The sequence below is a fragment of the Ornithinimicrobium cerasi genome, assembly GCF_003702705.1.
Lineage (GTDB): Bacteria > Actinomycetota > Actinomycetes > Actinomycetales > Dermatophilaceae > Ornithinicoccus > Ornithinicoccus cerasi.
The window spans coordinates 41417-64183 of record NZ_QZMN01000007.1 but is presented as its reverse complement, the minus strand read 5'-3'; the positions used below and the strand labels follow the sequence as shown (position 1 = coordinate 64183).

Below are 22767 nucleotides of genomic sequence, written 5' to 3'. Positions count from 1 at the left end.
TCAGGCTGCCGCGCCGTCCTCGGTGTCCTGGTCGGCGTCGTCGGCCGGCGTCAACGGGATCAGGTCACGCCAGTCATGGCGAGAGGTGTATACGCAGTACCTAAGCGCGTCGACCTCGTCGTCAGCCGCCTTCACCGGCTCCGTCACCCCACGCGCCGCCGCCTTGTCACTCCACACGTACCCGGGCAGACGCTCGATCAGGTGGGTGCACGTGTCGGCCACGACCAGCTTGTCCACGGCCAGGGCTGCGGAGACGGTGCGGATCCCGGCCAGGACGTTCTTGTGGGCGTTGCGCACGTTCGTCATGCCGTCGTGGAAGAGCTGGTGCTTGAAGGACGCGGCCGCGCTGTCGACGGCGACCCAGGCCGGGTCCCGCCACGCCTGCGGCTGCTCGGCGAGCCAGCGGCGCAGGTCGGTGGAGTGCTGGCCGATGGTCATGCGCCCGGGCGCCCACTCGGACAGGACGTAGAGCCGGTAGCCGCCGTTGACGGGGTCCGGGCCCAGGCCCAGCAGGTAGCCGCGGGTGGGGTGGACGTCGCCGTAGTCGACGCCGGCGAGCAGGACCTGGTCCATGACGGGGAGCTGGTCGACGGTGACGACGTGCCGGGCCGGGTCCCAGGTGTCGTAGACGGCACCCTCGGCCTGCACCCACTCGCCGAGGATGAACCGGCGGTACCACAGCCCGACGAACTCGCGACTGATCTGGGCGACGTACTCGGCGGCCAGGTGGGCGTTGTCCGCCAGGCGGAACCGGAACACCTGGTAGCCGAGCTCGGTCGCGCGGTCGACCACCTGCCGCTTCAGCCAGTGCGCAGGCCCGTCGGGGTTCGTGGTGGCGAACAGCCGGGCCCCGGGGACGGACATGCGGCCCAGGAGCTGGGTCCAGAACGCCTCGGAGACGAGTGTGGCCTCGTCGACGTAGGCCCCGGCGACGGTGAGGCCTCGCAGGACCATCTCGGCGCGGGTGTCGGAGGCGCCCAGGACGTGCACGGTGCGGCCCAGGATCTTCCCGGTGGGGGCGCCGGCGGTGTAGGACACCTGCCGGGACAGGACCCCGAAGAGGGTCGGGTCGGTGAGGGGTCCGAAGACGTTGCGGGCGATGGACTCGCGGGTGCGGCCGACGACGACGAGCTCGCCGCCGCGGGGGGCGTGGGAGACGAAGATGAGCCAGGCGAGCAGGGACGCGATGGTCTTGCCGGAGCGGATGCTGCCCGTCCAGAGATTGACCCGGGCGACGGCCCGGGCGATCGACCAGACCTGCTTGGGGGACAGGCCGGCCAGGACGGCCGACAGGACCGCGGTGGCGGTGACGAGGGCGGTCATGCCGGGTCGGGCATGGTCGCGGCGGCGGCCTTGATCGCGTCGGCGATCTTGTCGAGCATCCCGACGGCGTCGGCCACCCCGTTGTCGCCGTCGAGCTTCTCGAGGCGGTCGTAGGAGGCGAGGTAGGACGCGAGCGCACCGGAGAGTGCCTTCTCGTCGTCGGGCGGCACGAACGGCAGCGTCTTCGACGCCTGGACGCCGGGGCCGTCGGGGACGAGGGTGGTGAACTCGGTCGCCTCGAGGCGGGACAGGAGGTGCTCGGCGCGGGACAGGAGGCGCAGCTTGACGTCGGCGCGGCGGGCCTTGGCGTCGACCACCTTCGCCTGGGTGGCGTTGGCGACCTGGTCGCGCGCCCACGACAGCGGCGGGTCCATCTCGGCGGCCTTGGCGGAGATCGTGGCCTTGCCACGGCCCATCTCGCCGGCGATGGCGTGCAGGGTCCTGCCCTGGGCGTGCAGGGCGCGCAGGGTGTCGTCGTCGGCGGGGGTCCAGCGGCGGGGAGCGGCCATCGTCCTCACCGCCTCGCGTGGGTGGGTGGGGGGGTTGTGCCCGCCGGTGCTCGGCTCCGGGTCGGTGTCCGCACGATGCAGCGGGCGTCCAATCCCGGTTCGCGCGGCAGGGGGTGACGCCTCGGGCGGCACCGGCGGGCAGATCCGGGGGGGGAAAGAAGGAGCCCCGACGCTCACGCGGTCGGGGCTGGGTCAGGAGACACCTGTCCCCTGCATGGCTGACACGGTAGCACCCAGCACGTCCTCCCGGTGGTACCGCACCTCACGGCGTGTCCCCGTGCGCCGCCAACCCTCGCGGGCCGCGCGCTGCCACACCGCCACCCGGGAGACGCCCAGCAGGTGCGCCGCGTGCTCGGGCGTCACCCACTCGGTGCGCGACCCCCACCGCTGCCACTGCTCGCGGGGGATGCGTGACCCGCATCCGGAGCAGACGAGGTCGCCGTCGACCTCGGGGCCGGTGATGGTGGCGACGTACTCGCCGCGACAGGCGGTGTCCAGGCACAGGCTCGCGGTGCGCACGACCCTGGTGCCACGCTTCGACAGCCGGCGCAGGGTGAGCAGGTGCTCGCGGGCGTCCAGGCCGATTGCGTAGCGCAGGTGGGCGTCGCCGTGGTGCTCGAGGTGCTCGGCCCAGCGGGAGGCGAGGCGCAGCCGGCTTGGGGTGGTGTCGGGCAGGGCGCCGAGGCCGTCGAGCTCGTCGAGGAGGACGTGGGCGAGGAAGAGGGCCCACTCGTCGACGGCGGCGAGGCCGCGGTGGTATTCGTCGGCGTCGAGGAGGTCGGCCGCGCCCGGGGGTGGCTTCGACCCGGGCTTGCCGGCGAGGCGGGCGACGGCGACCCGCTCGACGACGGTGGGCAGGGCCGCGACGGTCTCGTAGGTGGTGGCGGTCTCGTCGAGGACGAGCGACAGGGGCAGGGTGTCCAGGCTCACGGGTGGTCCTCCTCGGGTGGGTCGGGGGTCTCGGCGTCGAGGTCGGCGGCGATGGCGAGGAGCCGGTTGGCGACGGCCCGCAGGTGCGGGTGGACCAGGGCCCGGACCTCGACGACGGCGGCGGCGGCGCGCAGGACGGAGGCGTCACTCATCGGCGGTCCATTCGAACCCTGCCCAGCGGTGCGGACCCTCATGGCCGCGGTCTTCGTCGCACCAGTAGGTGCGACGCCCGTGGATGCTCTGCGCGATCTGTGGCATCTCGTGCGGGCCGACGTCGTGGCACCGGCTGTCCACGTGCGCCCGGACCTTCGCCGCCAGCTCCTCCAGCCGGTCCTGGTCGATGCTGCCGTTCACGCGCACCGTGCTGCCGTCCGCCAGGGTGCGCACCTCGCAGCCGCTCACAGCCCCGCCGCCCCGTACAGCAACCGACCACCCACGCGCGCCCCTCCCGGCGAACGTTCGGGCCCGTTCGGCACCTCGGCCGCCATGGTGTCGGCGGCGTAGACCGCCAGGGCGTAGGCCTGCCAGACGTCGGCGCGGAAGCCGTGGAACCATCCCGGTTCGGCCTTGGTGCCCTTGCCGTGGTTGGGCTGGCCGGGTGCGAAGCGATCGACGAGGGCCTGGCGGATGTTGGTGTCCTTGGCCTTGGCGGAGTGGCAGTGGTGAACCTTGACGGGCTGGCGCTTCACGAGCTCGACCACGTTCTGGGCGAGCCCGTGGCCCTGGAGGAAGCGGCCGACCCAGACGCAGGTCTCGAAGACGTCGGCGCCGACGGCCATGCCGTAGGAGGCGACCATCTCGATCACGGTCCGGTGCTGGCCGAGGTCCTCGTCGAGGATGCGGTCGAGCAGTTCGTAGTTCTCGGTCTTGCCGAACTCGATCGGCTTTCGGGTGTCTGCGTCGATGACGCACCACCCGGACTCGGTGTTGCCGGGGTCTATTGCGAGGATTCTCATGCTGCTATTCCTTCCGGTGCGTGAATGCATTGCGGGGTGCTCGGTGCAGCTGCTCGACCTGGCGCTGCCTCGTGCGTGTGCGCGCGAGCACGCGCATGCACGCCCCCGGGTGCGCGCCCGCAGGTGCGCATCCCCGTAGGGGTGATTCATGAATCACTGAATCAAGATCGGTGTTTGCGCAGGTCAGGGGCTTGCGGCCGGTGGGCTGATTCACGGCCCTTCCGGGGTGGTTTCGGGTGTTTGTGCAGGTCAGGGGCTGATTCACGGGTTTGGCCGGTTTTGAATCACGGGGGCGTTTCCGCAGGTCAGGCCGCTGATTCACGGTCTGTGAATCAGCGTGAATCATGTGAATCAGATCACCGTGGGGCATCGCCGGTCAGCCCTCCAGCTCGTGGCGGTGGTTGAGGACGGTGACCTCGCCGGCGTGCTCGGCCATGACCCGGGAGACGGTCGCCTGGGGGATCTTTGTGGCGTCGGCTATTTCACGCTGGGTGAGTTTCTTCGGCGCGTCCTGAATGACCCGTTGGATTTGCATCCACCGCATTTCCGCGACATTGATAACGGGATTCCACGGCCAGGTGCCGCCCCTGTTGAAATGCATCGGGATGTCGCGTTCGTCGCGCATCCCGCGCCAGTGGGTGAGGTCCCCCTCCTCGGAGAGGTTGAGGCCGAACTCGGGCCAGCGCAGCCACCCGGACCACCCGTAGGGCTCCTTGGGGCGCTTGCCGCCGCCGTTGGCCTTGGCGGAGTGGGCCTCGATGAGGAGGGTGAGGTCGTGCTCGGCGCGGAGGCGGTCCAGGGCCATGGCGGCGGGCTTGGAGTCCTCCTCGCGGGTGGGGTCTCCGCCGGCGAGCTTGTAGACGGGTCCGGTGATGAGGAGGTCGGGCTGGTGGTGGCTGACGAGGCGGGAGAGCCAGGTGGCGTCGGTGTCGGTGGTGAGGTCGAGTCCGTCGACCTTGCAGACGACGACGAGGTTGGCGGGGTCGAGGTGTGCGCCGGCCTGGATCCGCAGGGGGCGGAGCTTGCGGCGGGTCTGGCGTTCGGAGTTCTCGAGGTCGAGGAGGAGGACCTTGGCGGGGGTGTGGTGCTCGCCGGTGAAGGGGTGGATGCCGGCGGCGGTCTGGACGGCCCACTGGCGGAGCATGGTGGACTTGCCGACGCCCTCTCCGGCGGTGAGGATGGCTCGGTCCTGGCGTTCGAGGAAGCCGGGGATGAGCCAGTCGTAGTGGTCGTCGTCGGCCTGGGCGAGGAAGGTGTCGACGTCGGTGCCGGGCAGGGTGGGTCCGTGGACGTCGCGGGCGGTCTCGGCGTCGAGGTGCTCGCGGAGGGTGGCGAGGAGCTGGTCGGGTTCGCAGCTGGCGTCGTCGCTGGCGTTCAGGAGGCGCAGGGCGAGGTTCTGGGCGCGGCGGCGGGCGGCGAGGGCGTGCAGGCCGGTGCCGGGTTCGGCGACGTAGTAGGCGGCGACCTCGGGCTGGGGTGCTTCGGCGTGCAGCTGGTGCAGGTAGGTCTGGCCGCCGGAGCGGGTGAGGGTCTTGGTGCGGCGGAGCTCCTCGCCGACGGTGAGGGGGTCGATGGGGGCTGACCTGGCGGCGAGGGCGCTGATGGCGTGCCAGATGTTCTCGTGGGCTGGTTGGTAGAAGAGGCTTGCGGTGGTGTGCTCGGCCAGGAGGGTGGGGTAGCCGCGGGGGTAGGCGAGGGCGGCGCCGAGGGCGGCGCGTTCGTAGGCGTCGTTGCCCGGGGGGTTGCGGTCGTGGGCCGGTGGTGGGCCTGCGTGGAGGGTGGTCACGCTCACCGGTCGCCCTCGGCGCGGGCGGTGGTGGGGTGGTGCTGGCGCGTCATCGGTGCGGCCCTTCCGTCAGGGGTGGGGGGTCGTGGGTGGTCTGGCTGCCTCTCGCCCGCCCGGGGCTGGGGTGGGTCCCGGGCGGGCTGGGGGCGGTCAGTCGCCCTGGACCTCGCCCGTGGATGGGTCGAAGTGGATGTCGCCGAACGCGGCGCGCATGTCCTCCTCGAGGTCGAATGGCAGGACGGTCTTGCCGGTGCGCTTCTCCAGCGCGCGGCGCAGCATCTTGGCGGCGAGCTCCTTGTCGGCCTCGGTGATGGCCTCGATGCGGCGGATGCGGGCGGTGGGCTCGACGGTGCCGTCGTCGTTGTCGGTGGTGGTCTTCTTGCAGTCGACGAGCGCGACGACGACGTGGATCTCGTGGGGGGAGTCGATGAGGTTGCGGGCGAGGGCGTCGAGGCCGTTGCCGTCGCCCTTGGGCAGTCCGCTGGCGAGCTTGGTCATGTGCTTCTCCTTGGGTGGGGGTGGGGCGGTTTGACTAAATGCGACGTCGGGTGAGGCGGTCAGAACGGCGGGTCCTCGTAGGCGCCCTGGGGCTGGCCGCCCCAGCCGCCGCCGTTCCGGACGGGCAGGGGCTGCTCGGCCTGCTGCCGGTTCCCGCCGGGGGTGGGCTGGTAGGCCGGCTGGGCGAGGTGGTCGGAGCCGGAGGTGGCCTGGTGGACGCGTGCGGCCTGGGTGCGCTGGGCGAAGCCGCCGGGGCTCTGCTGCTGACCGCCCTGGGCGCCCTTCTTCGGGTGCGGGGCGATCGACTCGGCGTCGCACTCGACGACGGTGCGGTTCTCGCCCTCGGGGGTCTGCCAGGAGCGCTGCTTGAGCTTGCCGGTGACGGTGACGCGCTGGCCCTTGACCAGGGTCTGGGCGGCCTGCTCGGCCTCCTCGCGCCAGATGGCGCAGCGCAGGAAGAGGGTGTCGCCGGCGTCCTCCCACTGGCTGGTGGCCTGGTTGTAGCGGCGGGGGGTGTCGCAGACGGTGAAGTTGGCGACGGCGTCGCCGCCGGGGGTGAAGCGGAGCTCGGGGTCGCCGGCGAGGTTGCCGGTGATGGTGATGGTGTTGGACATGCGTGGGTCCTTTCGTCAGGCGGCGGTGCCGCGGGTGGTGGTGCGGGTGTCCCGGCCGGTGTTGTTGTGCTCGCGGGGGTAGGTGGCGCGTTGTTCGACGTTGAAGTAGGTGGCGAGGTCGCGGCGCCCGGCGCGGCGTAGGGCCTGGTGGAGTGCGGGGGTGGTGAAGCCGGTGCGGGCGGCGATCATGGCTGGGTGCTCGCGGGTCTCGATAAGCCACTCGACGTCCTCGATGAGGGCGGCGTAGTCGATGCGGCGGGCCTTGGTCGTCGTGGTGGTGCTCACGCTGGCGCCCCGTCGAGCTTGTCGATGAGGTCGAGCACGATCTGCAGGGCGTCGGCGCGGTCGTAGCCGGCGTGGACGAGGCGGATGAGGGCGTCGGTGAGTCCGACGACGGCGTCGGCGGTGGCGAGGACGCGGTCGACGTCGGCGTGGCAGGTCCGCTCGAGGACCTCGTGAGGGGTGAGGAGGGTGAGCGGGGCGTCCCAGCCGCGCGCGGCCTCCGGCTCGTCCTCCTCGTACTGCGGCTGGTCGCCGTCGTCCTGCTCGGCGTTCTTCTCCTGCTCGACCTCGTCCATGAGGGCGGCCAGGCGGTCCAGGTCGAAGGGGTCAGGCTCGCCCTGGTGGCCGTTCGTGGAGGGCTGGTGGTTGGCCTGCCAGTGCTTCTCGGCTGCGCCCTTGTAGATGTAGGTGCGGTTGCACCCGGGGGCTGGGCAGGCGAGGCCGACGGGGGTCTGGATGAACGTCGGTGGGGCTGGGGTGGTGGTCATGCTGCGCTGTTCTCCTTCGTCGGGGTGGGGGTGTTCTTACGTGCGGCGGCGATGGTGCGGGGGTTGATGCCGCCCCAGATGCCGTGCTGCTGGCCGGTGGCGATCGCGTAGTCCCTGCACGCCTGCGCGACGGGGCAGCGTGCACAGACGGTCTTGGCGCCGTTGGTGCCGCCGCCCTTGGCGGGGAACCAGAGGTCGCCGCCGACCTGGGCGCAGAGGGCGTCGCGGGTCCAGTCGCCGGGGCCGGGCCCGTACTCGGTGTGCAGCTCCTCCAGGACGGCCTGGATGCGGTCGGCGTGGGTGTCGGTGCCCTGCTCGTTCATGGCGCGGGCGTGGGTCTTGGTCTGGCGGTGGCGGGTGAGGACCTGGGCGGCGGTGGAGGGGTGGGGTTGGGGGGTGCCTTCGAAGCCGCACTCGCACAGGACGGGGTGCATGGCCACGGTCGCGGTGCTCACCGCACGACCTCGCTGACGAAGATCTGCCGTGGGCGTCCGTCCTGGGTGAGCCCGACGAGGACGCCGAGCACCTGCGTACCGTCCTGGCGCTGCACGAACCGGGTGCCGGTCGTCCCGGCCAGGGCGGCGATCGCGTCAGTGCGCCGCGTGTAGCCGCGCGCCTGCGAGGAGGTGGCGACCCTTTCGGCGTTGGCGCGGGCGATGAGGCGCCACCGCCAGCGGCGGGTCAGTCCGGACCTGTAGACCTCGGCACGGTGGGCGGTGTCCAGTGTCGTGCTCATGCGACGGCGTCCTCTCGGGGGGTGGGCAGCTGGTCGGGCGACCAGCCGGGGGGTGGTGCCTGGATGGGCCAGTCGCGGGCGACGTCGTCGGTCTTGCCCTGCTTGGCCAGGTAGCGCCCGAAAGACTCGGCCTGGGCGCGCTTCTGCTCCACCTGCAGCTGGTGCAGCTCCGCCAGCGGGATCTGGACGCCGGGGTACTTGGCCGCGATGTGCCAGGCGACCCGGCCGGCGGCGAGGGCATCGGCGGCCGCGCCGTGGGCGTCGCTCTCGGCCAGGGCCACCCCGTAGTGCCTGGCGACGTCGACGAGCTTGCGGGAACCCTTGCGGTAGGTGTCGACCCACTTGTCCAGGACGAACGTGTCGACGACCGGGGCGATGCGCTGCAGCTGCTCCACGAACAACCCCAGCCCATGACGGGCGCACTCGGCCCAGAGCAGCGTGAGGTCGTAGGTGACGTTGTGACCGACGATCGGATAGCCCTGCGAGGAGAGCTCGAGCAGGTGCGCGGCGATCTCGTGGACAGCCCCGGCGGGGTCGGACCCGCTGGCGGCCTGCTCGTCGGTGATGCCGTGCACGGCAGCCGCGCCGGCGGGGATGGGGATGCCGGGGTTGAGCAGCCAGTCGGAGGTGCGGGTGGGTGCGCCGCCTCCGGCCTCGATGATGGCGGCGGTGACGATGCGGTCGCGGTGGCAGTCCACGCCCGTCGTCTCGAGGTCGAAGAGGGCCAGACGGCCGGTGTGCCACGACATCACGCCACCTCGCCGGTGGCGTAGGTGGCGAGCACGCCGCGCAGGTCCTCGGCGGTGCACTCGTGCAGGAGCTTGGAGGTAATGAACTCCACGTCCTGGGTCACGTCGCTCTGGCTGGCACCCTTGGCGCCGGCGGCGGCGAGCAGCTGCTGCCAGACGGCCATACGGTCGGCCTCCGGGTCGGCCGGGGCGTCCTCGACGACCTCGGCATCGACCGGCTCGTCGACGGGGGCCGCGGGGGTGAGCGCGCGCACCCGCTCCAGGAGCGTGTCCTTGAGGTCCTCGTCCAGGTGGCCGGCCTCGGCGGCCTGCTTCCACAGGTCGCGGACGGAGTCGACGTCGAGCATGGTGTCGGCGATCGCGGCGTAGTCGGGCCGCGGCGCCTCGATCGCCGGACGCTCCTGGGCGGGGGCGTCGAGGGCGGGCTGGCCACCGACCCCACCGACCAGCTCGACGAGGCGGGCCTTGGTCACCTGCAGGTCGAGCACCGGCACGACGAACCGGGACGTCTTGCCGTCGCGGATCGCGCGGCGCTCGATGAGGTGCAGGTTGGCCGGGACCAGGTCGCCCACGTGCATGGCCAGCTCGGCCATGGCGGGGATCTCGGCGGCGGCGTTCCACCCGTGGGACTCCATGCGCCAGACGCCCAGGGTCTCGATCTCGGTCAGCATGACGGAGAGGCGGGTGGTGGGCTTGGCGTTGACGTGGTTGGGGTCGCGCGGGTCGCACGGTTCGTCGGTGAGGACGTTGCGCTCCCCGTCGCAGCGGTGGACGCACCCGCCGCCGGACCAGGTCTCCATCCACTGCGACAGGCCGCCCTTGGTGACGATGACGGGGACGGACGTGGCGTCGGTGATGACCTCGTGCTCGGGCTTGCCGCCGTTGTCCCAGGGGCGGGCGGTGCCGCCGTACTGCTCGGCGATCGCGGCGATGAGGCCGGCGTTGGGGGAGGTGAAGCGGAACGTGGAGAGCTTGGCGGGGCGGGTCTTTCCGCTGGTGCCGACCGGGGCCTTCACCCCCAGGCGGATCCTGCCCTGCTCGGCCATGCGGCGCTGGATGTTGATGATCGGCATGTCATGCCGCCTTTCCGTCGGTACTGCTCTTCTTGGTCCTGGTGGTGGTGCCCTTGGCGACCGGCGCCCCGGTGGGGGTGATGCGGGGGACGTCCTTGGTGTGCTCGCCGTGCAGCCACTGCGTGCCGGCGAGCAGCCCGCGGTAGGCGGTCCACTCCGGCGTGCCGGAGGGGAGCGGGATGAGGGCGTAGTCGTTCGTGCGCAGGTTGAGCACGGCGGCACCCTTGATGGGGGCGGGCATCGGCGCGACGGTGTCGTCGGGCAGCCACGCCTCGGTGCAGTGGCGCAGCGCGGTCAGCTGCAGCGCCATCTCGGGGTAGACCGTGGTGGCGGACTTGGTCGCGGACGTCTTGATGTCGACGACCCACAGGGCCCGCTGGCCCTCGGGGAGCGCCTTGACGCGCCCGTCGTTGGTGCGTCCGTCCAGGCGCAGGTGCAGGAGCAGGTCGAGCGTGCCGGCCAGTCCCAGCTTGGGGTGGGCGACGGTGAGCTCGGCGGCCTCGACGTCGCGGGTGAGGTCGATGTCGAAGTCGGTCAGGAACCGCAGGTACTGCTCGAGGTAGGGCTCGACCTCCTCGTCGTGCTCGAGCTGGGCGCCGGTGACGTGGGCGTCGGCGTGGTGGTGGATGCGGGTGCCGAGGTCGGAGGCCTTCTCCTTGACGAGGTTGACCTCGCGCTTGGCGGCCTTGACGAGGCAGTCGGTGCAGGTGCCGCACTCGTCGGCGACGCGGCGGGGCTTGCACGGTGCGACGAGGGCGGCATGGACGAACGCGGGGAGGAGGTCGAGGGCCTTCTCGGCGGTGATCTTGGCGGCCCAGGGCACGAGAGCGGGCTTGGCGACGGCGGTGGACAGGACGTTGGTGACGGAGACGAGCTGCTGTCCGGTGACGGGGTGGAGGTAGTACCTGCCGGTGTCGCCGGTGTCGAGGGCGTGCCTGGGGGAGGTCATCGGCTGTGCCGTCCTTCGGTGGTGCCGACGCCGTCGAGGATGTCGAGCGGTGAGAGGTCGGCGTGGGTGGTGTCGTTGTTGTGGGCGCGCGGTGCGAACGCGGCGGCCAGGAGCACGAGGAGCGCGAGGGCTCCGGCGCTGTAGAGGAGCGTGCGGACGAGGGCGTCGGCGAGGTCGGCGAGGGTCACCGCGACTCACCCGCCTCTGCGACGGCCTGCTTCACGCGGTACATCGCGGCCGGGTCGACGTCGCCGCCAGAGGTGTCGAGCAGGTCGGCGAGGTGGGGTGCGGCGGCCAGAAGCAGCTCGACGAGGCGCAGCGCCTTGTCCTCGGGCAGGGTGTGAGCGAACCAGGACGGGGTGCCCCAGCCCTCGGTCAGGACGTGGAGGGTGGCCATACCGTCCTCGTCGCGGGTGACCTGCAGGTCAGGTGCGTCGTCGAGGGCGCAGCGCAGCAGGTCGGCCGCGGTCGTCGCGGGGGTGGTGGTGGCGTGCATGGTCAAGCTCCCTTGCGGGCGAGGTGGGTGGGGTGGGCCGCGTCCCGCAGGGCGTCGGCCAGGGCGTCCGCGTCGTCGACGCCCAGCTGGACCGTGGTGGCGTCCAGCAGCCACGCGGCGAGGACCGCGGCGGCGGCGTCGGTGCCGGTGCGGTAGTGGACGGCTTCGAGGATGCGTTCGGTGGCGCGCTGGTTGGCGCGCAGCCAGGCCAGGAGGTCCTTGGCCTGGGCGACGACCGCGTCGCCGTCGGGGGTGACCTCGACGTAGGGGTGGCCGTTCTGGCCGACCTGGGCGGTGACGGTGGGCGGGCGGTTCATGCCGACACCGCCTCGAGCACGGCGAGGGCGTCGCGCAGGCGGGTCGCCTCGTCGGGGGCGAGGTTGCCGCGGCGCAGGACTCCGGCGATGGTCTGCCGGGCGAACCCGACGGCGAAGGCGTCGTTGAGGGTGACGCCGGTGAGGGTGTAGCCGGAGGGGAGGGTGAACCCCGGGGAGGCGGGGGCGGTCGGGGGAGCCGCCACCGCCTCACCCGGGGCCTCGACCCCGGCGCCACCGTGGGGAGCGGTGGGGGGTACTGCCGGGGGAGTGTGGGAGGCGGCGTGCGCGGCCTCGGCCAGGGCCGCCCGGCCGAGGGGGGTGAGGCTGGGTGCGCCGTTCGGGCCGCCGATGCAGTCGGTGAGGCCGCGTGCGTGGAGTGCTCGCTCGCGGGTTGGGTTGACCATGGTCCACATGCCGTTGGCGATGTCGCGCAAGGCCTGGACCTGGGGCCGGGTGAGCGGCGGGCCGGTGTAGGTGTAGCCGGTGATGGTGTCGGTGCTGGGAACGGTTCCCATCTCGGGATACCTTTTCTGTGAGAGTTGGAGCCCCTGGTCTGTCTTGTCGGATGGCCGGGGGCTCCGGCTTGCGGAGGGGGTGGGTCAGGCCGGCTTGCGGCCGGTGGCCCGGTGCTCGGTGACGGACCTGCGGATGCGGGCGGCGATCGAGGTGATGAGGTGGTCCGGCAGCGGTCCGCGCTCGGCGATGAGGCGTGCCGCCACACGGGCGCCGGGGGAGTCGGGAGCGGTCGGGGTGCTCATGCCGCTGTCACTGTCGTCCGACGCTTGCCAGGACGTCCGGTGTCGTGCGACTTGTTGGGCGCGAAAAGGGTGTGGGGGAGCACGCGCAGGCCCTCCTCGATGCGGTCGGCGACCGCAGGCGTGCAGGTGGTGCGCTCCCCCGTGCAGAGCTGGTTGATGAACTGGCGGCTCACGCCGGCGTAGCGGCCGAGCCGAGCCTGGGAGAAGTCGCCGAGCTTCATGTACTCCAGGAGCAGCTCGCGGTCCTTGAGCTTCATCCATCGTCCTCTCGCGTTGCGGCGGCGCCTGTACGCCTCTGTCCTCATCGTGGTCTCCCTCGTCCTGGTTGTCAAGCGGTACATGACAGATAGTTGCACAACGCTTGTCATCGTGTCAACGGATCACACGAATGTGCTTCTGCACTTCACCGTTCACCTGCGGTTTCGAGGTGTCGCAGGTTGCTTGACGGTAATACGGGGTATGTACCGGTTAACCTGCTTGACACGTCCGGCACGGAGGAGTGGCCGGCACCCGAGCCGGTAGGAGAACGTCGTCCCATGCACGCGCTGCGTCGGTACCTGCAGGACGGGATGGATGCCCGTGGCTGGCAGCAGTCCGAGCTCGCGCGCAGCAGTGGGTTGACCCGGCAGCGGGTGTCGCAGATGTTGGGCGACGACCGCGAGCTCCTGCCGGCGGTTCCTCGGCGGGAGACGCTGCAGGCGATCGCCAGGGCGTTCGGGGTCAGCGAGTCCACGGTCACGGCCGTCGCCTTCGAGGCGATGGGTTACGACCTGGACGCGGTCCGCCGGGAGACGGACCTGTCCACTGCGACCGACGAGCAGCTCGTCCGGGCGCTGGCCGACAGGCTGGGGGTCGGACTCGGCACAGAGGACGTGATGGGCAATGCACAGCATCCCGCCCCCACCAGCAACGTGACGGAGCTTCACGCCAGGGTCGGCGACGTCGACGAGACGCCGCCGGCCGACGTGGCCGCCCGGACCACCGGCAGGAAGTCTCGCGCCCAGCGAGCGCGGGAGGAGCAGGATCGAGACGGGGACGGATCGTGAGCAAAACTAGTGGCCCGAACGGTCCTGACAGCACTCAGGGTCCTGGGGTACCGTCGGAGAATGGCAAGGAAGGGGACCATGTTGACCACCGTGCGACGAGGCGTGAAGACAGGTCGATTCCTGTCGGCGACCGGCAGCAAGACGATCATCCGAAAGCGCCGCAAGCAGGTGGAGAACCAGAATCTGGTGAACGTAGCGTGGAGCGCTACCGGCAAGTCGATGAGCCGCGCCATGGGGTCATCTACGACCCAGAAGGCGATCCAAACGCGCGTCAGCTGACCGGTCTGGAGCTGGGGAGGTCCTTCTCCTACTCCCACTCGGGGCCGCTCCCCGACCCGTCTCAGCTGGGGCACTACGAGCAGATTCTCCCCGGCCTGGCTGACCGCATCGTGTCGATGGCCGAGCAGGAGATGACGAGCCAGCAGAGTGACCGTCGGACGTTGGTCAATGCTGAGTCTCACTCGACGGTGGTGGCCACCTGGATGCTGGGGCTCTTGCCTTACGCGCTGGCGATCATGGCCGCCTGGTTCGCATGGCAGGGGCTAGACGCGGTCGCAGCCATCACTGCGATCGGTGTCGTCGCGGCCCTGCTCCCAAGGCTCATGGAGGCGTGGCGGGGACGGCCCGGCGATGACGCCAGCCTGACCGACGAGGAGTGAGCCCGCCACTGTCGGTGGCCGCGTCTACGGTCTCCGGGCATGGGGATCCACTATCACCCGTGGCGTGAGCTGCGGACGCTGACACACGTCGCCCTTCACTGGCGCGAGCTGCACCCGGGCGTCTGGGGCGTCAACGACGGGCGCACCCGCATCTGGCTCGACCACAGCCTCGGCCAGGTCGAACGCCGCTGCACCCTCGCCCACGAGCTCGAGCACATCCGCAGGGGGCACCGCGGCTGCCAGCCACCTGCCGTCGAGGCGTCCGTCAACGCGGCGGCGGCCCGACGGCTCATCCCCGACCCGCACACCCTCGCCGACGCGATCGTCTGGGCCCGCGGCAACCTCGACCAGGCCGCCGAGGAGCTGTGGGTCGACGAGCCGACGTTGCAGGCCAGGCTCGACCCGGCGCACCTGCACCCGGCAGAGAAGGCCATCATCACTGCGCGCGTGGACGGGCTCCACGGATGGCACTGAGTGACGTCGACCGGGCCATCGTGCGTGCGGCCGCCGGCACCTACCGTGATGCCGGCGCTGAGCTGGAGGCGCTCACGTGGGCGTCGGGGCAGAGCCTGACCCGGACGTGGCAGCGGCTCAACCAGCTCATCTCCGACCCGGAGGCGTGGGAGGCGGAACCAGCTGCGCTGCTCGAGCTGCGCCGTCGCCGGGACCGGGGGTCGCGCTTCACCAGCGGGGGGTGACGTCGACGCGGGTGTCGTCGAGGCCCCGCTTCCCCCAGTTGCCCCTGCCTGCCGGGCGAACGGTCACGGTGACCAGTTCCCGCACGAGCTGGCGGCGGGCCACGATGTCGGTGCACGGCGAGTCCCACCAGGTGGCAGGGTCGGCTTCGGTGAGGTCGGGGAGGGTGCGCGGCAGCAGGAGCCGGCGGACGTCGCGCTCTGCCGTGGCGATGCGGGGCGCCAGGTCGGCCTCGACGGCGGACAGTGTGGCGGGGGAGAGCCTTCCCGCACCGGCCTCGGTCACGAACCCGGCGAGGCGGGCCCGCAGGTCCTGCAGTTGCGTCCGGGCCGTGTGGAGCTCGGTGTCGTGTCCGGTGTCGGCGACGCCGGCGGCGAGCGCGTCGCGGTGCTGCTCGAGCAGGGTGAGGACGACGTCACGGACGAAGGCGTCGAGATGGGGGGCGGCGATCGCCACGCCGTAGCAGCCTTGCCGGGCGCACCCGTACGTGCCCCACCGGCCGCGGTTGCGCAGGTGCCGCAGCTCGGCCCCGCACTGTGCCCCGACCTCGTCGGTCTTGCCGCACCGGGCGATGCCTGCGAGGAGGTGGCGGGAGGTCGAGTCACCGGTGCGGGTCGCCCGGGCGGGGTCGGTCAGGATCGCGACGGCCCGCTCCCAGTCCTCGAGGGGCACGAGCGGTTCCCAGTCGGCGTCGCCGACCACGACGCCACGGTGGGTGCGGCGGGCCGCGTACGTCGGCGACGTGGCGATCCTGCGCAGGGTGATCGAGAGCCACTCCTGCTTGCGGTCGTGCCTCTTCGTCGGCGGCCGCGGCGGCGTGACTTGGCGGGCGGTCAGGTCGTTCGCGATGCCGTAGAGGCTGTCGCCGGCGAGGACGCGGGCGTAGATCTCCCGCACCACCGGCGCCTGGTCCTCGTCGGGGACCTGCTGCAGCAGCCGCCCCGTCGTCGGGTCGTACTCGCGCCGGTAACCGTAGGGCAGCTTCCCGTGGGGGCGACCCTCCCTGGCCCGCGCGCGCACGGCCCGCTGCACCCGCTCGGACGTGCGGGCCGAGGCGTCCTCGGACATGAGGGCGTCCAGGCCGGTGGCGAACCGGTCGGAGGGGTTGCGCAGGTCGTAGGTGCGGCCGGAGTACCCCCAGAGCACGCCGTGGAGGTCGCAGAGGTTGCGCAGCTGGGCGTACTCGCCCAGCTGGCGGGTCGCGCGGGATGCCTCCCAGGTGAGGAGGATGTCGTGCTCGCCGGAGGCGACGGCGGCGACGAGGTCGGGCCAGCGGGTGCGGGCACCGGTGGAGCGGGCGTACCGTGAGGCGGACCCGGTCTCGGTGATGACCCGGGTGACGGTCCACCCCTCCCGGGCGGCCCAGGCGCGGCACTCGGTCTCCTGCTCGACGACCGAGCGGCCCTCGGCTTGGTCGAGGGAGACACGGGCGTAGATCAGGGCTCGCATGCGAACAGGTGTACACATCGGCTCCGACATACCTACACATCTCCTCGACGGACGTTCATCCCGCTGACGGCCGACAGGTGGGTCATCCCGGTGGCGCGCATCGCCTCCGTCAGGTCCTCCGGGGTGAGGGAGGTGTCGCCGATGACGAGGCCGGGCACGAGGCCGCGGGCGTCCGCGGGGAGCGGCTGCACCGCGCTGCGGAACCGGTCCCGCACGTGGTCCACCCCGGCCAGCAGGCCGGACGGCTCCGCGCGCTGCTGCGGGGCGCCGACGGGGGTGAGCACGGCGACGTGACGCTCCCCGGGCTCCGGGGGACGCAGCCGCCCGGTCGCGCGGACCGACCCGCGCCAGCTGAGGTCCTCCCAGCCCTCGCCCGCGTTCGCCATGACCAGCACGGGGGTGCGGACGGCCGACACGACCCCGCGCCCTCGCACCACGGACAACCGCGCGTGCAGGACCACGAGGTCGGTCCGCTCGTCACCGCGGCTGACCACCCTCGGTTCGGTGGTGACGACCCCCTCGACGGACACGACGGCACGCTCCTGCGCCCACGCACCCACCGGGCCGGCCCGGTCTGTGGCGAGGTGGGCGGACGCGCCGGTGCAGACCAGGCCCGTCGCGGCCAGGGTGAGGCTGAGGAGGCCGCGCACGCCCGGGCCGGCCGGGCGGGCACGGTGCCGGGGTGGCGACCGGGCCGCGCGCCGCCAGCCCGCCGCGGCCAGGGTGAGGCCCAGGCAGGCCAGCCCCACTCCCGCGCTGACCTCGACCGGCCGCGGGAGGAGGGCGGTCAGCACCGCCCACGCGCTGAGCGCGGGGACGAGCAACCGCCCGTCCAGCCGCGTGACGGGCAGCCGCTCGTCACGCCCGCCCGCGCGCCCGACGTCGGGGACGCGATCGTCCGGGGCCGTGCCGCGCCCCCGGTCAGCCACCGACGGTCACCAGCGGCTCGAGCCGCTCCAGCGTCCGTTCGCCGATCCCGCTTACCTCGAGGAGCTCGTCCACCCGGGTGAAACGACCGTGGGCGTCCCGCCAGGCGAGGATCTGCCCGGCCGTCACCGGGCCGACGCCCGGGAGCTCCTCCAGGTCGGCCTGCGTCGCCGCGTTGAGGTCGAGCAGCGTCCCGGCACCCACGCCGGGAGCGCCGCCAGCCCCGCCGCCACCGCCACCGCCGCCGGCGCCGGACCCGCCGGCGGAGCCCGGCGGCATACCTGGCGGGAAGGCGTGCGCCGGAGCGGCCTCGCCGGGACGCCCGACCCACACCTGCTCGCCGTCGACCACCGGGCGCGCCAGGTTGAGGGCGGCCTGGTCCGCGTCCTCGGCGAAGCCGCCAGCAGCGTGCACCGCGTCGATCACCCGCGCGCCGGCGGGGACCTCCACCACCCCGGGGTCACCCACCCGCCCCGCGACGTGCACCAGCAGGAGGGCGGGCGTCACCGTCGACGGGGCGGAGCCGCCTGCAGCCACGGACCCCTGCCCGTCGCCCGCCGTCGCCGCGACGGGGTCCACCGGCGGGACGGTCGTGCCAGGACCGCTCTCCTCCACCGCAACAGCGTCGGGCGCACCGGGTCCGGCCACGACCGGGCCGACGACCTCGCCGGTCGTCGGCGACGCCTCGCGGAGCGCCCAGGCCCACCGGCCGCCCAGGACGAGGGTCACCACCACCGCCACGACGAGCATCCCGCGCACGGCGCGCAGCCCCACGCCGAGGTCGACCGAGCGCAACGACGGCGGGAGCGAGACGAACCGCACCGGTGACGGCCGGTGCCGACCCCCGTCGCCGAGGTCGGGGGCAACGGGAGGGTCCGCCCCGGGCGCCGGGCCGGCTGCGTCCGGCGCACCGTGCGACACGCGGGCGTCCGCGCGGAGGTCGCGCAGGAGGCCGGCGAGAGGGTCCGGCTCGTCGTCAGGATCAGGTGCGACGCGGGTCATGTCGCGACCGTAGGAGCCCGTCCCAGCGACCGACAGGCCTTGCGCCCAGGCTGTGGACGGTCACCGCGCCGACCCTCGGCGTGTGGACGGTCACCCACCAGCGGACGCCTCCGTCGGTCACGTGTCACCTGCTGGCCGCCCGCAGGTCGGCGCGGTATTCATCCTCCCGTCACCGGTGCACGGTTGCGTGGCAGGGTGCTCCACCACGGACCAGGACACCCGCCCTCGGCCTCGGCCGACCTCGCCTCGGCCCAGCTGGAGGCGGCCCGGGCCACCGCGCACCACGGACCCTCGGCCCGCCGTCCCCGCACCGGGACGGCGCTGTGCCTCTCGGGCGGCGGCTTCCGGGCCGCCCTCTTCCACCTCGGCGCCGTCCGCAGGCTCGACGAGCTCGGGATCCTCGGGCGGCTCCGCACGATCTCCGCGGTCTCCGGCGGCTCGGTCGTCGCGAACCTGCTCGCCCACCCCGACCTCGTGTGGCCCGACCCGCTCGGGGCGCCCGCGCGCGTCGGCGGGATCGAGGAGCTCGTCGCCGAGCCGCTGCGCCATCTCACCGGGCGCAACGTGCGGACCCCGGCCATGCTCGCCCGGCTGCGTCCCCACGCCTGGGGCCGTCCGGACGTGACGTCCCGTGTCCTGGCCGACGAGCTCGAGCGCGCGGTGCCGTGGTGGGGGACGGACCTGCGCGAGCACCGGCGCGGCGGGCCGGTCATCCTCACCGGCGCGACCGAGACCGGCTACGGCGTCTCCTGGGTCTTCGCCGACGCCCGCTCCGCCGCGCCGCGCGGGCGGGTCGGCGACCACCGGCTGGGGTATGCCGCGCCGCCGCCGGGACTGCGCATCGTCGACGCGGTCGCGGCGTCCTGCGCCCACCCTCCGTGGTTCGCGCCGTTCTCCCTGTACGGCCGCACGCTCGGGCTGACCGGCGGCGTCCCCGACCTCGACGAGGCGCCGGAGGCGCGCGCCTCGATCCTGCGCCGCGTGGAGCTGGCCGACGGCGGGCTCTACGACAACTACGGGCTCGAGCAGGTGTGGTCGGACCACGCGACGGTGCTCGTGAGCGACGGGGGGGGGGGGGGCGGTCTTCCGCGGTCGCGCGACGAGCTGCCCGGTGGGGCGTCTGTGGCACCTGCTCTCGATCGCGGCGAACGGGGGACAGACGACCCGGCTGCGCTGGCTGCGGGCGAGCTTCTCGGCCGGGCTCCTCGACGGCGCCACGTGGTCGCTCGAGACGCCCAACCCCGTCTCGGCCGTCCCGGGCCACGGACCCGAGGCGGGGCTGGCGGGGTGCTACCCCGCAGCCCTCGTCTCGGCGATCAACCGGGTGCGGACGGACCTCGACGCCTTCGCCCCGGGGGAGCGGATGGTCCTCGAACGTCATGGGTACGTCGTCTCCGACGCCTCCGTGCGGCGCCACAGCCCGGCGTCCGTGGCGCTCGAGGCACCCGTCGACCCGCCGCACCCGCAGGTCTCGGACGAGGCCAGGGCGGCCGACCTGCTCGCGGGCTCGGAGCGGATCACCGCCCTGGGGCGGCGCTGACCCGTCCGCCCTGGAGCGCGGGCACCGACCCGGTGGACGACGTCGTACCGTTGTCGGGCGAGGCCCGACCCCCGGCAGGGGCGGGGCGTGCCCGGACGAGGAGGAGGACGCGTGAGTGCTGGGCCGGTGCCGCTGGAGCACACCATGCCGCCGGGCTCGGACGTGGACGAGCAGGGGTATGCCGTGCTGCGCCGCCTCGTCGGGGACGGCGGGGTGGTGGCGCTGACCGGGGCCGGGATGTCCACGGCGTCCGGCATCCCCGACTACCGGGGTCCCGACGGCCGACGCCGGGTGCAGCCTATGCAGCACGGGGAGTTCGTCGGCTCCGCGGAGGCGCGGCAACGCTACTGGGCGAGGGCGTTCGCCGGGTGGACGGGCTTCTCGAGCGCCCGCCCCAACGCCGCGCACGTCGCGGTCGCCCGGCTGCAGGAGGCCGGCCTCCTCGAGGGGATCGTGACCCAGAACGTCGACGGGCTGCACCAGCGGGCCGGGGCCGAGGAGGTGCTCGAGCTGCACGGCAGCCTCGACCGGGTCACCTGCCTCGACTGCGGGGAGCCGGTGTCCCGTGCCCACGTGCAGGAGTGGCTCGACGTCGCGAACCCCGGCTTCCTCGCGCGCACCGCCAGCTCCGGTGAGGTGCGCCCGGACGGGGACGTCGTCATCGACCCCGGGGCGGCCCAGCTCTTCCGCGCCCCGAAGTGCCTCGTCTGCGGCGGGGACCGGCTCAAGCCCGACGTGGTCTTCTTCGGGGGGTCGGTGCCCCGGCCCGTGGTCGAGCAGGCGTTCGCGATGGTCGAGGACGCCTCGACGCTCGTCGTGCTGGGGTCCTCGCTGCGGGTGATGAGCGGCTACCGGTTCGTGCGGAGGGCCGCGCGCCTCGGCATACCCGTGGCGGTGGTGACCCGGGGTGAGACGCGTGGCGAGGGGGAGCCGCTCGTGCACCTGGACAGCCTCCTGGGGGACGTCCTGCCCCGGCTGGTGGAGGACCTGCTCGGGCCGTGACCTCCGGTGCGCCGATGCTGGCGTGCGGAGGATCGGTGTGGTGTGCTGTGCCGCGAGGCGCCGCACGGGTGGCGCACCGGCGGTGAGGAGGTCGCGGATGATCTCGAACGAGGAGCTCAACACGCTCTACGACGCGGAGATCCTGGACCAGGACGGCGAGAAGATCGGGACGTTGGGCGAGGTCTACCTGGACAACCGCACGGGCGATCCCGCGTGGCTCACCGTGCGGGCGGGGTGGTTCGCCGGGCGCAAGGTCTTCGTGCCGATGTCGACCGCGGAGGTGCGCGAGGGACAGATCCAGGTGCCGTACAGCACGGACAAGGTGAAGGGCGCGCCCGACATCCTCGCCGACGGGCACCTGTCCGAGGACGACGAGCAGGACCTCTACATCTACTACCGCATGGACGACGGGCCTGCCCCGTCGGCCTGAGGAGGCGGGGCGGGCAGCACAGCGCCGCCCCGGTCGAGCAGGGCGGCGCTGTGGGTCGGGGGGTCGCCGGCCGGAGGCAGCCGGCCTGGGGGCGACCCGCCAGGGTCAGACGCGGCGCAGGACCGCGGTGACCTTGCCGAGGATGACGGCGTGGTCGCCGTCGATGGGCTCGTAGGCCGGGTTGTGCGGCATCAGCCAGACCTTGTCCGCACGCTTCTTGTAGGTCTTGACGGTCGCCTCGTTGTCGAGCATCGCGGCGACGATGTCGCCGCTGACCGCGGTGGGCTGCCGGCGGACGACCACCCAGTCGCCGTCGCAGATCGCTGCGTCGATCATCGAGTCACCGACGACCTTGAGGAGGAACAGCTCGCCGTCGCCGACGATCTGGCGGGGGAGGGGGAAGACGTCCTCGATGGCTTCCTCCGCCAGGATCGGCCCGCCGGCGGCGATCCGCCCGAGCACGGGGACGTAGGAGGCCTGCGGCCGGGCGTCGCCGATCCCGGTCTCGTCGTAGACCTCGCTCCCGCCCCGGGCGGCCTCAGGGTCGGCGCTCTGGTCGGCGCGACGGTACCCCGCGCCGTCCCCGGGGGTGACCACCTCGATGGCGCGCGGACGGTTGGGGTCGCGGCGCAGGAAGCCCTTGCGCTCGAGCATCTTCAGCTGGTGGGCGACCGAGCTCGGTGAGGTGAGGCCGACCGCCTCGCCGATCTCCCGCAGGCTGGGCGGGTAGCCGCGGGCGTCGACCGAGTCACGGATGACGTCGAGCACCCGTCGCTGGCGGTTGGTCAGCTGCGCGCCGCCGTCGCGGTCGGGCATCTCGTGGATGGTTGCCATGGGTCTCCCCGTCTCCTCCGCTGCCTGGCCCCGGTCGTCGACCGGGACTCCGAGGTGTCAGGACCGCTCCACCAGCTCCGTCCGACGGGTCTGTCGGTGGTCAGTGGTTTCGTTCCTCACATGACCACAGCGTACGAGCGAAGAGGCGTCGGGACAAACATCTGTTCGACCGGCGTGTCGACAACGTCGTACGCACGTGCTACAACTAGCACAGACGTGCTATCGCACGCACGTGCGAGAACGAGGAGGACAGCCATGAGCAGTGCCGTCGTCGAGTACTACCGTCCCCAGGTGTCGGTGGGAGCTGCGGTCGGGCGTCAGCGCCTGCGTGTGGTCGGGGAGGAGGAGCGTGCTCCCGCCCGAGCTCTTGCGGACCTGCACCTCACCCGCAGGGGCCGGCTCGCCCTCACCGGGACGGTCGCGCTGGTCCTCGTGCTGGCGCTCCTCTCGCTGGTCGGGGCCCTCGGCCCCGCGGGCGCGAGCTCGGCCGTCGTGGTCCAGCCGGGCATGACGCTCTCGCACATCGCCGTGACGCACCTGCCCGACGTGCCCCTGTCGCAGGCGGTCAGCGACATCCAGCGCGCCAACCGCCTGAGCACGACCAGCATCGCGGTGGGGCAGGAGCTTCTGATCCCCGGTCGCTGACCGGGTTCCCGTCCGCAGGTCGGTCCGAGGCGTTGTCCGGTCGGAAGGCGTTGTCCGGTCGGAAGGCGTTGTC

34 protein-coding genes and 1 pseudogene are annotated in these 22767 nt (G+C 72.7%); 9 read left to right on the top strand and 26 right to left on the bottom strand.

Annotated features, from left to right (window positions below):
• From D4B81_RS09520 to D4B81_RS09425, 22 genes are all read right to left on the bottom strand, one after another.
• Entirely contained in the window at positions 1 to 1323 is a 1323-nt protein-coding gene (locus D4B81_RS09520; protein ID WP_122262200.1) for a PBSX family phage terminase large subunit, read from the bottom strand.
• Positions 1320 to 1832, bottom strand: a complete 513-nt coding sequence (locus tag D4B81_RS09515; RefSeq protein WP_122262198.1) for a helix-turn-helix domain-containing protein — start codon at positions 1830 to 1832, stop codon at positions 1320 to 1322. Before D4B81_RS09515 ends, D4B81_RS09520 begins: the two co-directional genes overlap by 4 nt.
• A gap of 192 nt (positions 1833 to 2024) precedes the next feature.
• The gene (locus D4B81_RS09510; protein WP_122262196.1) at positions 2025 to 2762 is read right to left on the bottom strand and encodes a hypothetical protein; all 738 of its coding nucleotides are present in this window, start codon (positions 2760 to 2762) and stop codon (positions 2025 to 2027) included.
• The gene (locus D4B81_RS18075; RefSeq protein WP_161965093.1) at positions 2759 to 2914 is read right to left on the bottom strand and encodes a hypothetical protein; all 156 of its coding nucleotides are present in this window, start codon (positions 2912 to 2914) and stop codon (positions 2759 to 2761) included. Before D4B81_RS18075 ends, D4B81_RS09510 begins: the two co-directional genes overlap by 4 nt.
• Positions 2907 to 3149 carry a hypothetical protein gene (locus tag D4B81_RS09505; protein ID WP_161965092.1) on the bottom strand — a complete coding sequence of 81 codons (243 nt, stop codon included), beginning with the start codon at positions 3147 to 3149 and terminating at the stop codon, positions 2907 to 2909. Before D4B81_RS09505 ends, D4B81_RS18075 begins: the two co-directional genes overlap by 8 nt.
• 11 nt (positions 3150 to 3160) lie before the next feature.
• The gene (locus tag D4B81_RS09500) at positions 3161 to 3718 is read right to left on the bottom strand and encodes a RuvC family protein (protein ID WP_202613640.1); all 558 of its coding nucleotides are present in this window, start codon (positions 3716 to 3718) and stop codon (positions 3161 to 3163) included.
• A gap of 376 nt (positions 3719 to 4094) precedes the next feature.
• Positions 4095 to 5510: an AAA family ATPase gene (locus tag D4B81_RS09495; RefSeq protein ID WP_122262192.1), complete on the bottom strand. Its 1416-nt coding sequence runs from the start codon at positions 5508 to 5510 to the stop codon at positions 4095 to 4097.
• A 144-nt stretch (positions 5511 to 5654) separates the two neighbouring features.
• Positions 5655 to 6002 carry a hypothetical protein gene (locus D4B81_RS09490; RefSeq protein WP_122262190.1) on the bottom strand — a complete coding sequence of 116 codons (348 nt, stop codon included), beginning with the start codon at positions 6000 to 6002 and terminating at the stop codon, positions 5655 to 5657.
• 59 nt (positions 6003 to 6061) lie between these two features.
• Positions 6062 to 6616: a single-stranded DNA-binding protein gene (gene ssb / locus D4B81_RS09485; RefSeq protein WP_122262188.1), complete on the bottom strand. Its 555-nt coding sequence runs from the start codon at positions 6614 to 6616 to the stop codon at positions 6062 to 6064.
• A 15-nt stretch (positions 6617 to 6631) separates the two neighbouring features.
• The gene (locus D4B81_RS09480) at positions 6632 to 6901 is read right to left on the bottom strand and encodes a hypothetical protein (RefSeq protein ID WP_122262187.1); all 270 of its coding nucleotides are present in this window, start codon (positions 6899 to 6901) and stop codon (positions 6632 to 6634) included.
• The gene (locus tag D4B81_RS09475) at positions 6898 to 7386 is read right to left on the bottom strand and encodes a hypothetical protein (RefSeq protein ID WP_122262186.1); all 489 of its coding nucleotides are present in this window, start codon (positions 7384 to 7386) and stop codon (positions 6898 to 6900) included. The genes D4B81_RS09480 and D4B81_RS09475 overlap by 4 nt, the downstream gene beginning before the upstream one ends.
• Positions 7383 to 7841: a WhiB family transcriptional regulator gene (locus tag D4B81_RS09470; RefSeq protein ID WP_237565922.1), complete on the bottom strand. Its 459-nt coding sequence runs from the start codon at positions 7839 to 7841 to the stop codon at positions 7383 to 7385. The genes D4B81_RS09475 and D4B81_RS09470 overlap by 4 nt, the downstream gene beginning before the upstream one ends.
• The gene (locus D4B81_RS09465) at positions 7838 to 8122 is read right to left on the bottom strand and encodes a hypothetical protein (protein ID WP_122262185.1); all 285 of its coding nucleotides are present in this window, start codon (positions 8120 to 8122) and stop codon (positions 7838 to 7840) included. The genes D4B81_RS09470 and D4B81_RS09465 overlap by 4 nt, the downstream gene beginning before the upstream one ends.
• Complete coding sequence (locus tag D4B81_RS09460) at positions 8119 to 8871, bottom strand: exonuclease domain-containing protein (RefSeq protein WP_122262184.1); 753 nt, start codon at positions 8869 to 8871, stop codon at positions 8119 to 8121. The genes D4B81_RS09465 and D4B81_RS09460 overlap by 4 nt, the downstream gene beginning before the upstream one ends.
• Positions 8871 to 9944: a recombination directionality factor gene (locus tag D4B81_RS09455; RefSeq protein WP_122262183.1), complete on the bottom strand. Its 1074-nt coding sequence runs from the start codon at positions 9942 to 9944 to the stop codon at positions 8871 to 8873. The genes D4B81_RS09460 and D4B81_RS09455 overlap by 1 nt, the downstream gene beginning before the upstream one ends.
• A 1-nt stretch (position 9945) precedes the next feature.
• Positions 9946 to 10893, bottom strand: coding sequence for a hypothetical protein (locus D4B81_RS09450; RefSeq protein ID WP_122262182.1), 948 nt, complete (start codon positions 10891 to 10893; stop codon positions 9946 to 9948).
• Complete coding sequence (locus D4B81_RS09445) at positions 10890 to 11081, bottom strand: hypothetical protein (protein ID WP_122262181.1); 192 nt, start codon at positions 11079 to 11081, stop codon at positions 10890 to 10892. The genes D4B81_RS09450 and D4B81_RS09445 overlap by 4 nt, the downstream gene beginning before the upstream one ends.
• A complete protein-coding gene (locus D4B81_RS09440; RefSeq protein ID WP_122262180.1) occupies positions 11078 to 11389 on the bottom strand; it encodes a hypothetical protein in 312 nt (103 codons plus the stop codon). Before D4B81_RS09440 ends, D4B81_RS09445 begins: the two co-directional genes overlap by 4 nt.
• A gap of 2 nt (positions 11390 to 11391) precedes the next feature.
• Positions 11392 to 11706, bottom strand: a complete 315-nt coding sequence (locus D4B81_RS09435; RefSeq protein WP_122262179.1) for a hypothetical protein — start codon at positions 11704 to 11706, stop codon at positions 11392 to 11394.
• Positions 11703 to 12221: a hypothetical protein gene (locus D4B81_RS09430; RefSeq protein ID WP_122262178.1), complete on the bottom strand. Its 519-nt coding sequence runs from the start codon at positions 12219 to 12221 to the stop codon at positions 11703 to 11705. The genes D4B81_RS09435 and D4B81_RS09430 overlap by 4 nt, the downstream gene beginning before the upstream one ends.
• Positions 12222 to 12305: 84 nt before the next feature.
• Positions 12306 to 12464 carry a hypothetical protein gene (locus D4B81_RS18070; RefSeq protein WP_161965091.1) on the bottom strand — a complete coding sequence of 53 codons (159 nt, stop codon included), beginning with the start codon at positions 12462 to 12464 and terminating at the stop codon, positions 12306 to 12308.
• Positions 12461 to 12721 (bottom strand): helix-turn-helix transcriptional regulator, encoded by a 261-nt coding sequence (locus D4B81_RS09425; protein ID WP_122262177.1) that lies wholly within the window; start codon positions 12719 to 12721, stop codon positions 12461 to 12463. The genes D4B81_RS18070 and D4B81_RS09425 overlap by 4 nt, the downstream gene beginning before the upstream one ends.
• A 279-nt stretch (positions 12722 to 13000) precedes the next feature.
• Between D4B81_RS09425 and D4B81_RS09420 the strand changes: the two genes are divergently transcribed.
• From D4B81_RS09420 to D4B81_RS09405, 4 genes are all read left to right on the top strand, one after another.
• Positions 13001 to 13510: a helix-turn-helix domain-containing protein gene (locus D4B81_RS09420; RefSeq protein WP_122262176.1), complete on the top strand. Its 510-nt coding sequence runs from the start codon at positions 13001 to 13003 to the stop codon at positions 13508 to 13510.
• A 197-nt stretch (positions 13511 to 13707) separates the two neighbouring features.
• Positions 13708 to 14169, top strand: coding sequence for a DUF2335 domain-containing protein (locus tag D4B81_RS09415; protein ID WP_202613639.1), 462 nt, complete (start codon positions 13708 to 13710; stop codon positions 14167 to 14169).
• Between the two features lie 39 nt (positions 14170 to 14208).
• Entirely contained in the window at positions 14209 to 14643 is a 435-nt protein-coding gene (locus D4B81_RS09410) for an ImmA/IrrE family metallo-endopeptidase (RefSeq protein ID WP_122262175.1), read from the top strand.
• Positions 14634 to 14867 carry a DUF3263 domain-containing protein gene (locus tag D4B81_RS09405; protein WP_122262174.1) on the top strand — a complete coding sequence of 78 codons (234 nt, stop codon included), beginning with the start codon at positions 14634 to 14636 and terminating at the stop codon, positions 14865 to 14867. Before D4B81_RS09410 ends, D4B81_RS09405 begins: the two co-directional genes overlap by 10 nt.
• Here D4B81_RS09405 and D4B81_RS09400 read toward each other — a convergent pair.
• The 3 genes from D4B81_RS09400 to D4B81_RS09390 are packed head-to-tail and all read right to left on the bottom strand — an operon-like array spanning position 14851 to position 18243.
• On the bottom strand, positions 14851 to 16314 hold the full coding sequence (locus tag D4B81_RS09400) for a recombinase family protein (protein WP_161965090.1): 1464 nt from the start codon (positions 16312 to 16314) through the stop codon (positions 14851 to 14853). The genes D4B81_RS09405 and D4B81_RS09400 overlap by 17 nt on opposite strands.
• 32 nt (positions 16315 to 16346) lie before the next feature.
• Positions 16347 to 17243 (bottom strand): ComEC/Rec2 family competence protein, encoded by an 897-nt coding sequence (locus D4B81_RS09395; RefSeq protein WP_122262172.1) that lies wholly within the window; start codon positions 17241 to 17243, stop codon positions 16347 to 16349.
• Entirely contained in the window at positions 17236 to 18243 is a 1008-nt protein-coding gene (locus D4B81_RS09390; RefSeq protein WP_237565921.1) for a helix-hairpin-helix domain-containing protein, read from the bottom strand. Before D4B81_RS09390 ends, D4B81_RS09395 begins: the two co-directional genes overlap by 8 nt.
• On the opposite strand from D4B81_RS09390, the pseudogene D4B81_RS18820 reads away from it, so the two are divergent.
• From D4B81_RS18820 to D4B81_RS09375, 4 genes and pseudogenes are all read left to right on the top strand, one after another.
• A pseudogene (locus D4B81_RS18820) lies at positions 18154 to 19218 on the top strand (patatin-like phospholipase family protein); the annotation flags it as partial. The gene D4B81_RS09390 and the pseudogene D4B81_RS18820 sit on opposite strands and share 90 nt — an antisense overlap.
• 136 nt (positions 19219 to 19354) lie before the next feature.
• Entirely contained in the window at positions 19355 to 19783 is a 429-nt protein-coding gene (locus D4B81_RS18815) for a hypothetical protein (RefSeq protein ID WP_237565920.1), read from the top strand.
• 111 nt (positions 19784 to 19894) lie between these two features.
• On the top strand, positions 19895 to 20785 hold the full coding sequence (locus D4B81_RS09380; protein WP_237565919.1) for a Sir2 family NAD-dependent protein deacetylase: 891 nt from the start codon (positions 19895 to 19897) through the stop codon (positions 20783 to 20785).
• 97 nt (positions 20786 to 20882) lie between these two features.
• A complete protein-coding gene (locus D4B81_RS09375; protein ID WP_097186706.1) occupies positions 20883 to 21215 on the top strand; it encodes a PRC-barrel domain-containing protein in 333 nt (110 codons plus the stop codon).
• Between the two features lie 105 nt (positions 21216 to 21320).
• On the opposite strand, the gene lexA is transcribed toward D4B81_RS09375, so the two are convergent.
• The gene (lexA, locus tag D4B81_RS09370) at positions 21321 to 22049 is read right to left on the bottom strand and encodes a transcriptional repressor LexA (RefSeq protein ID WP_122262171.1); all 729 of its coding nucleotides are present in this window, start codon (positions 22047 to 22049) and stop codon (positions 21321 to 21323) included.
• A gap of 255 nt (positions 22050 to 22304) precedes the next feature.
• Here lexA and D4B81_RS09365 point away from each other — a divergent pair, with 255 nt between their 5' ends.
• Positions 22305 to 22694, top strand: coding sequence for a LysM peptidoglycan-binding domain-containing protein (locus D4B81_RS09365; RefSeq protein ID WP_161965089.1), 390 nt, complete (start codon positions 22305 to 22307; stop codon positions 22692 to 22694).
• Positions 22695 to 22767 lie beyond the last annotated feature (73 nt).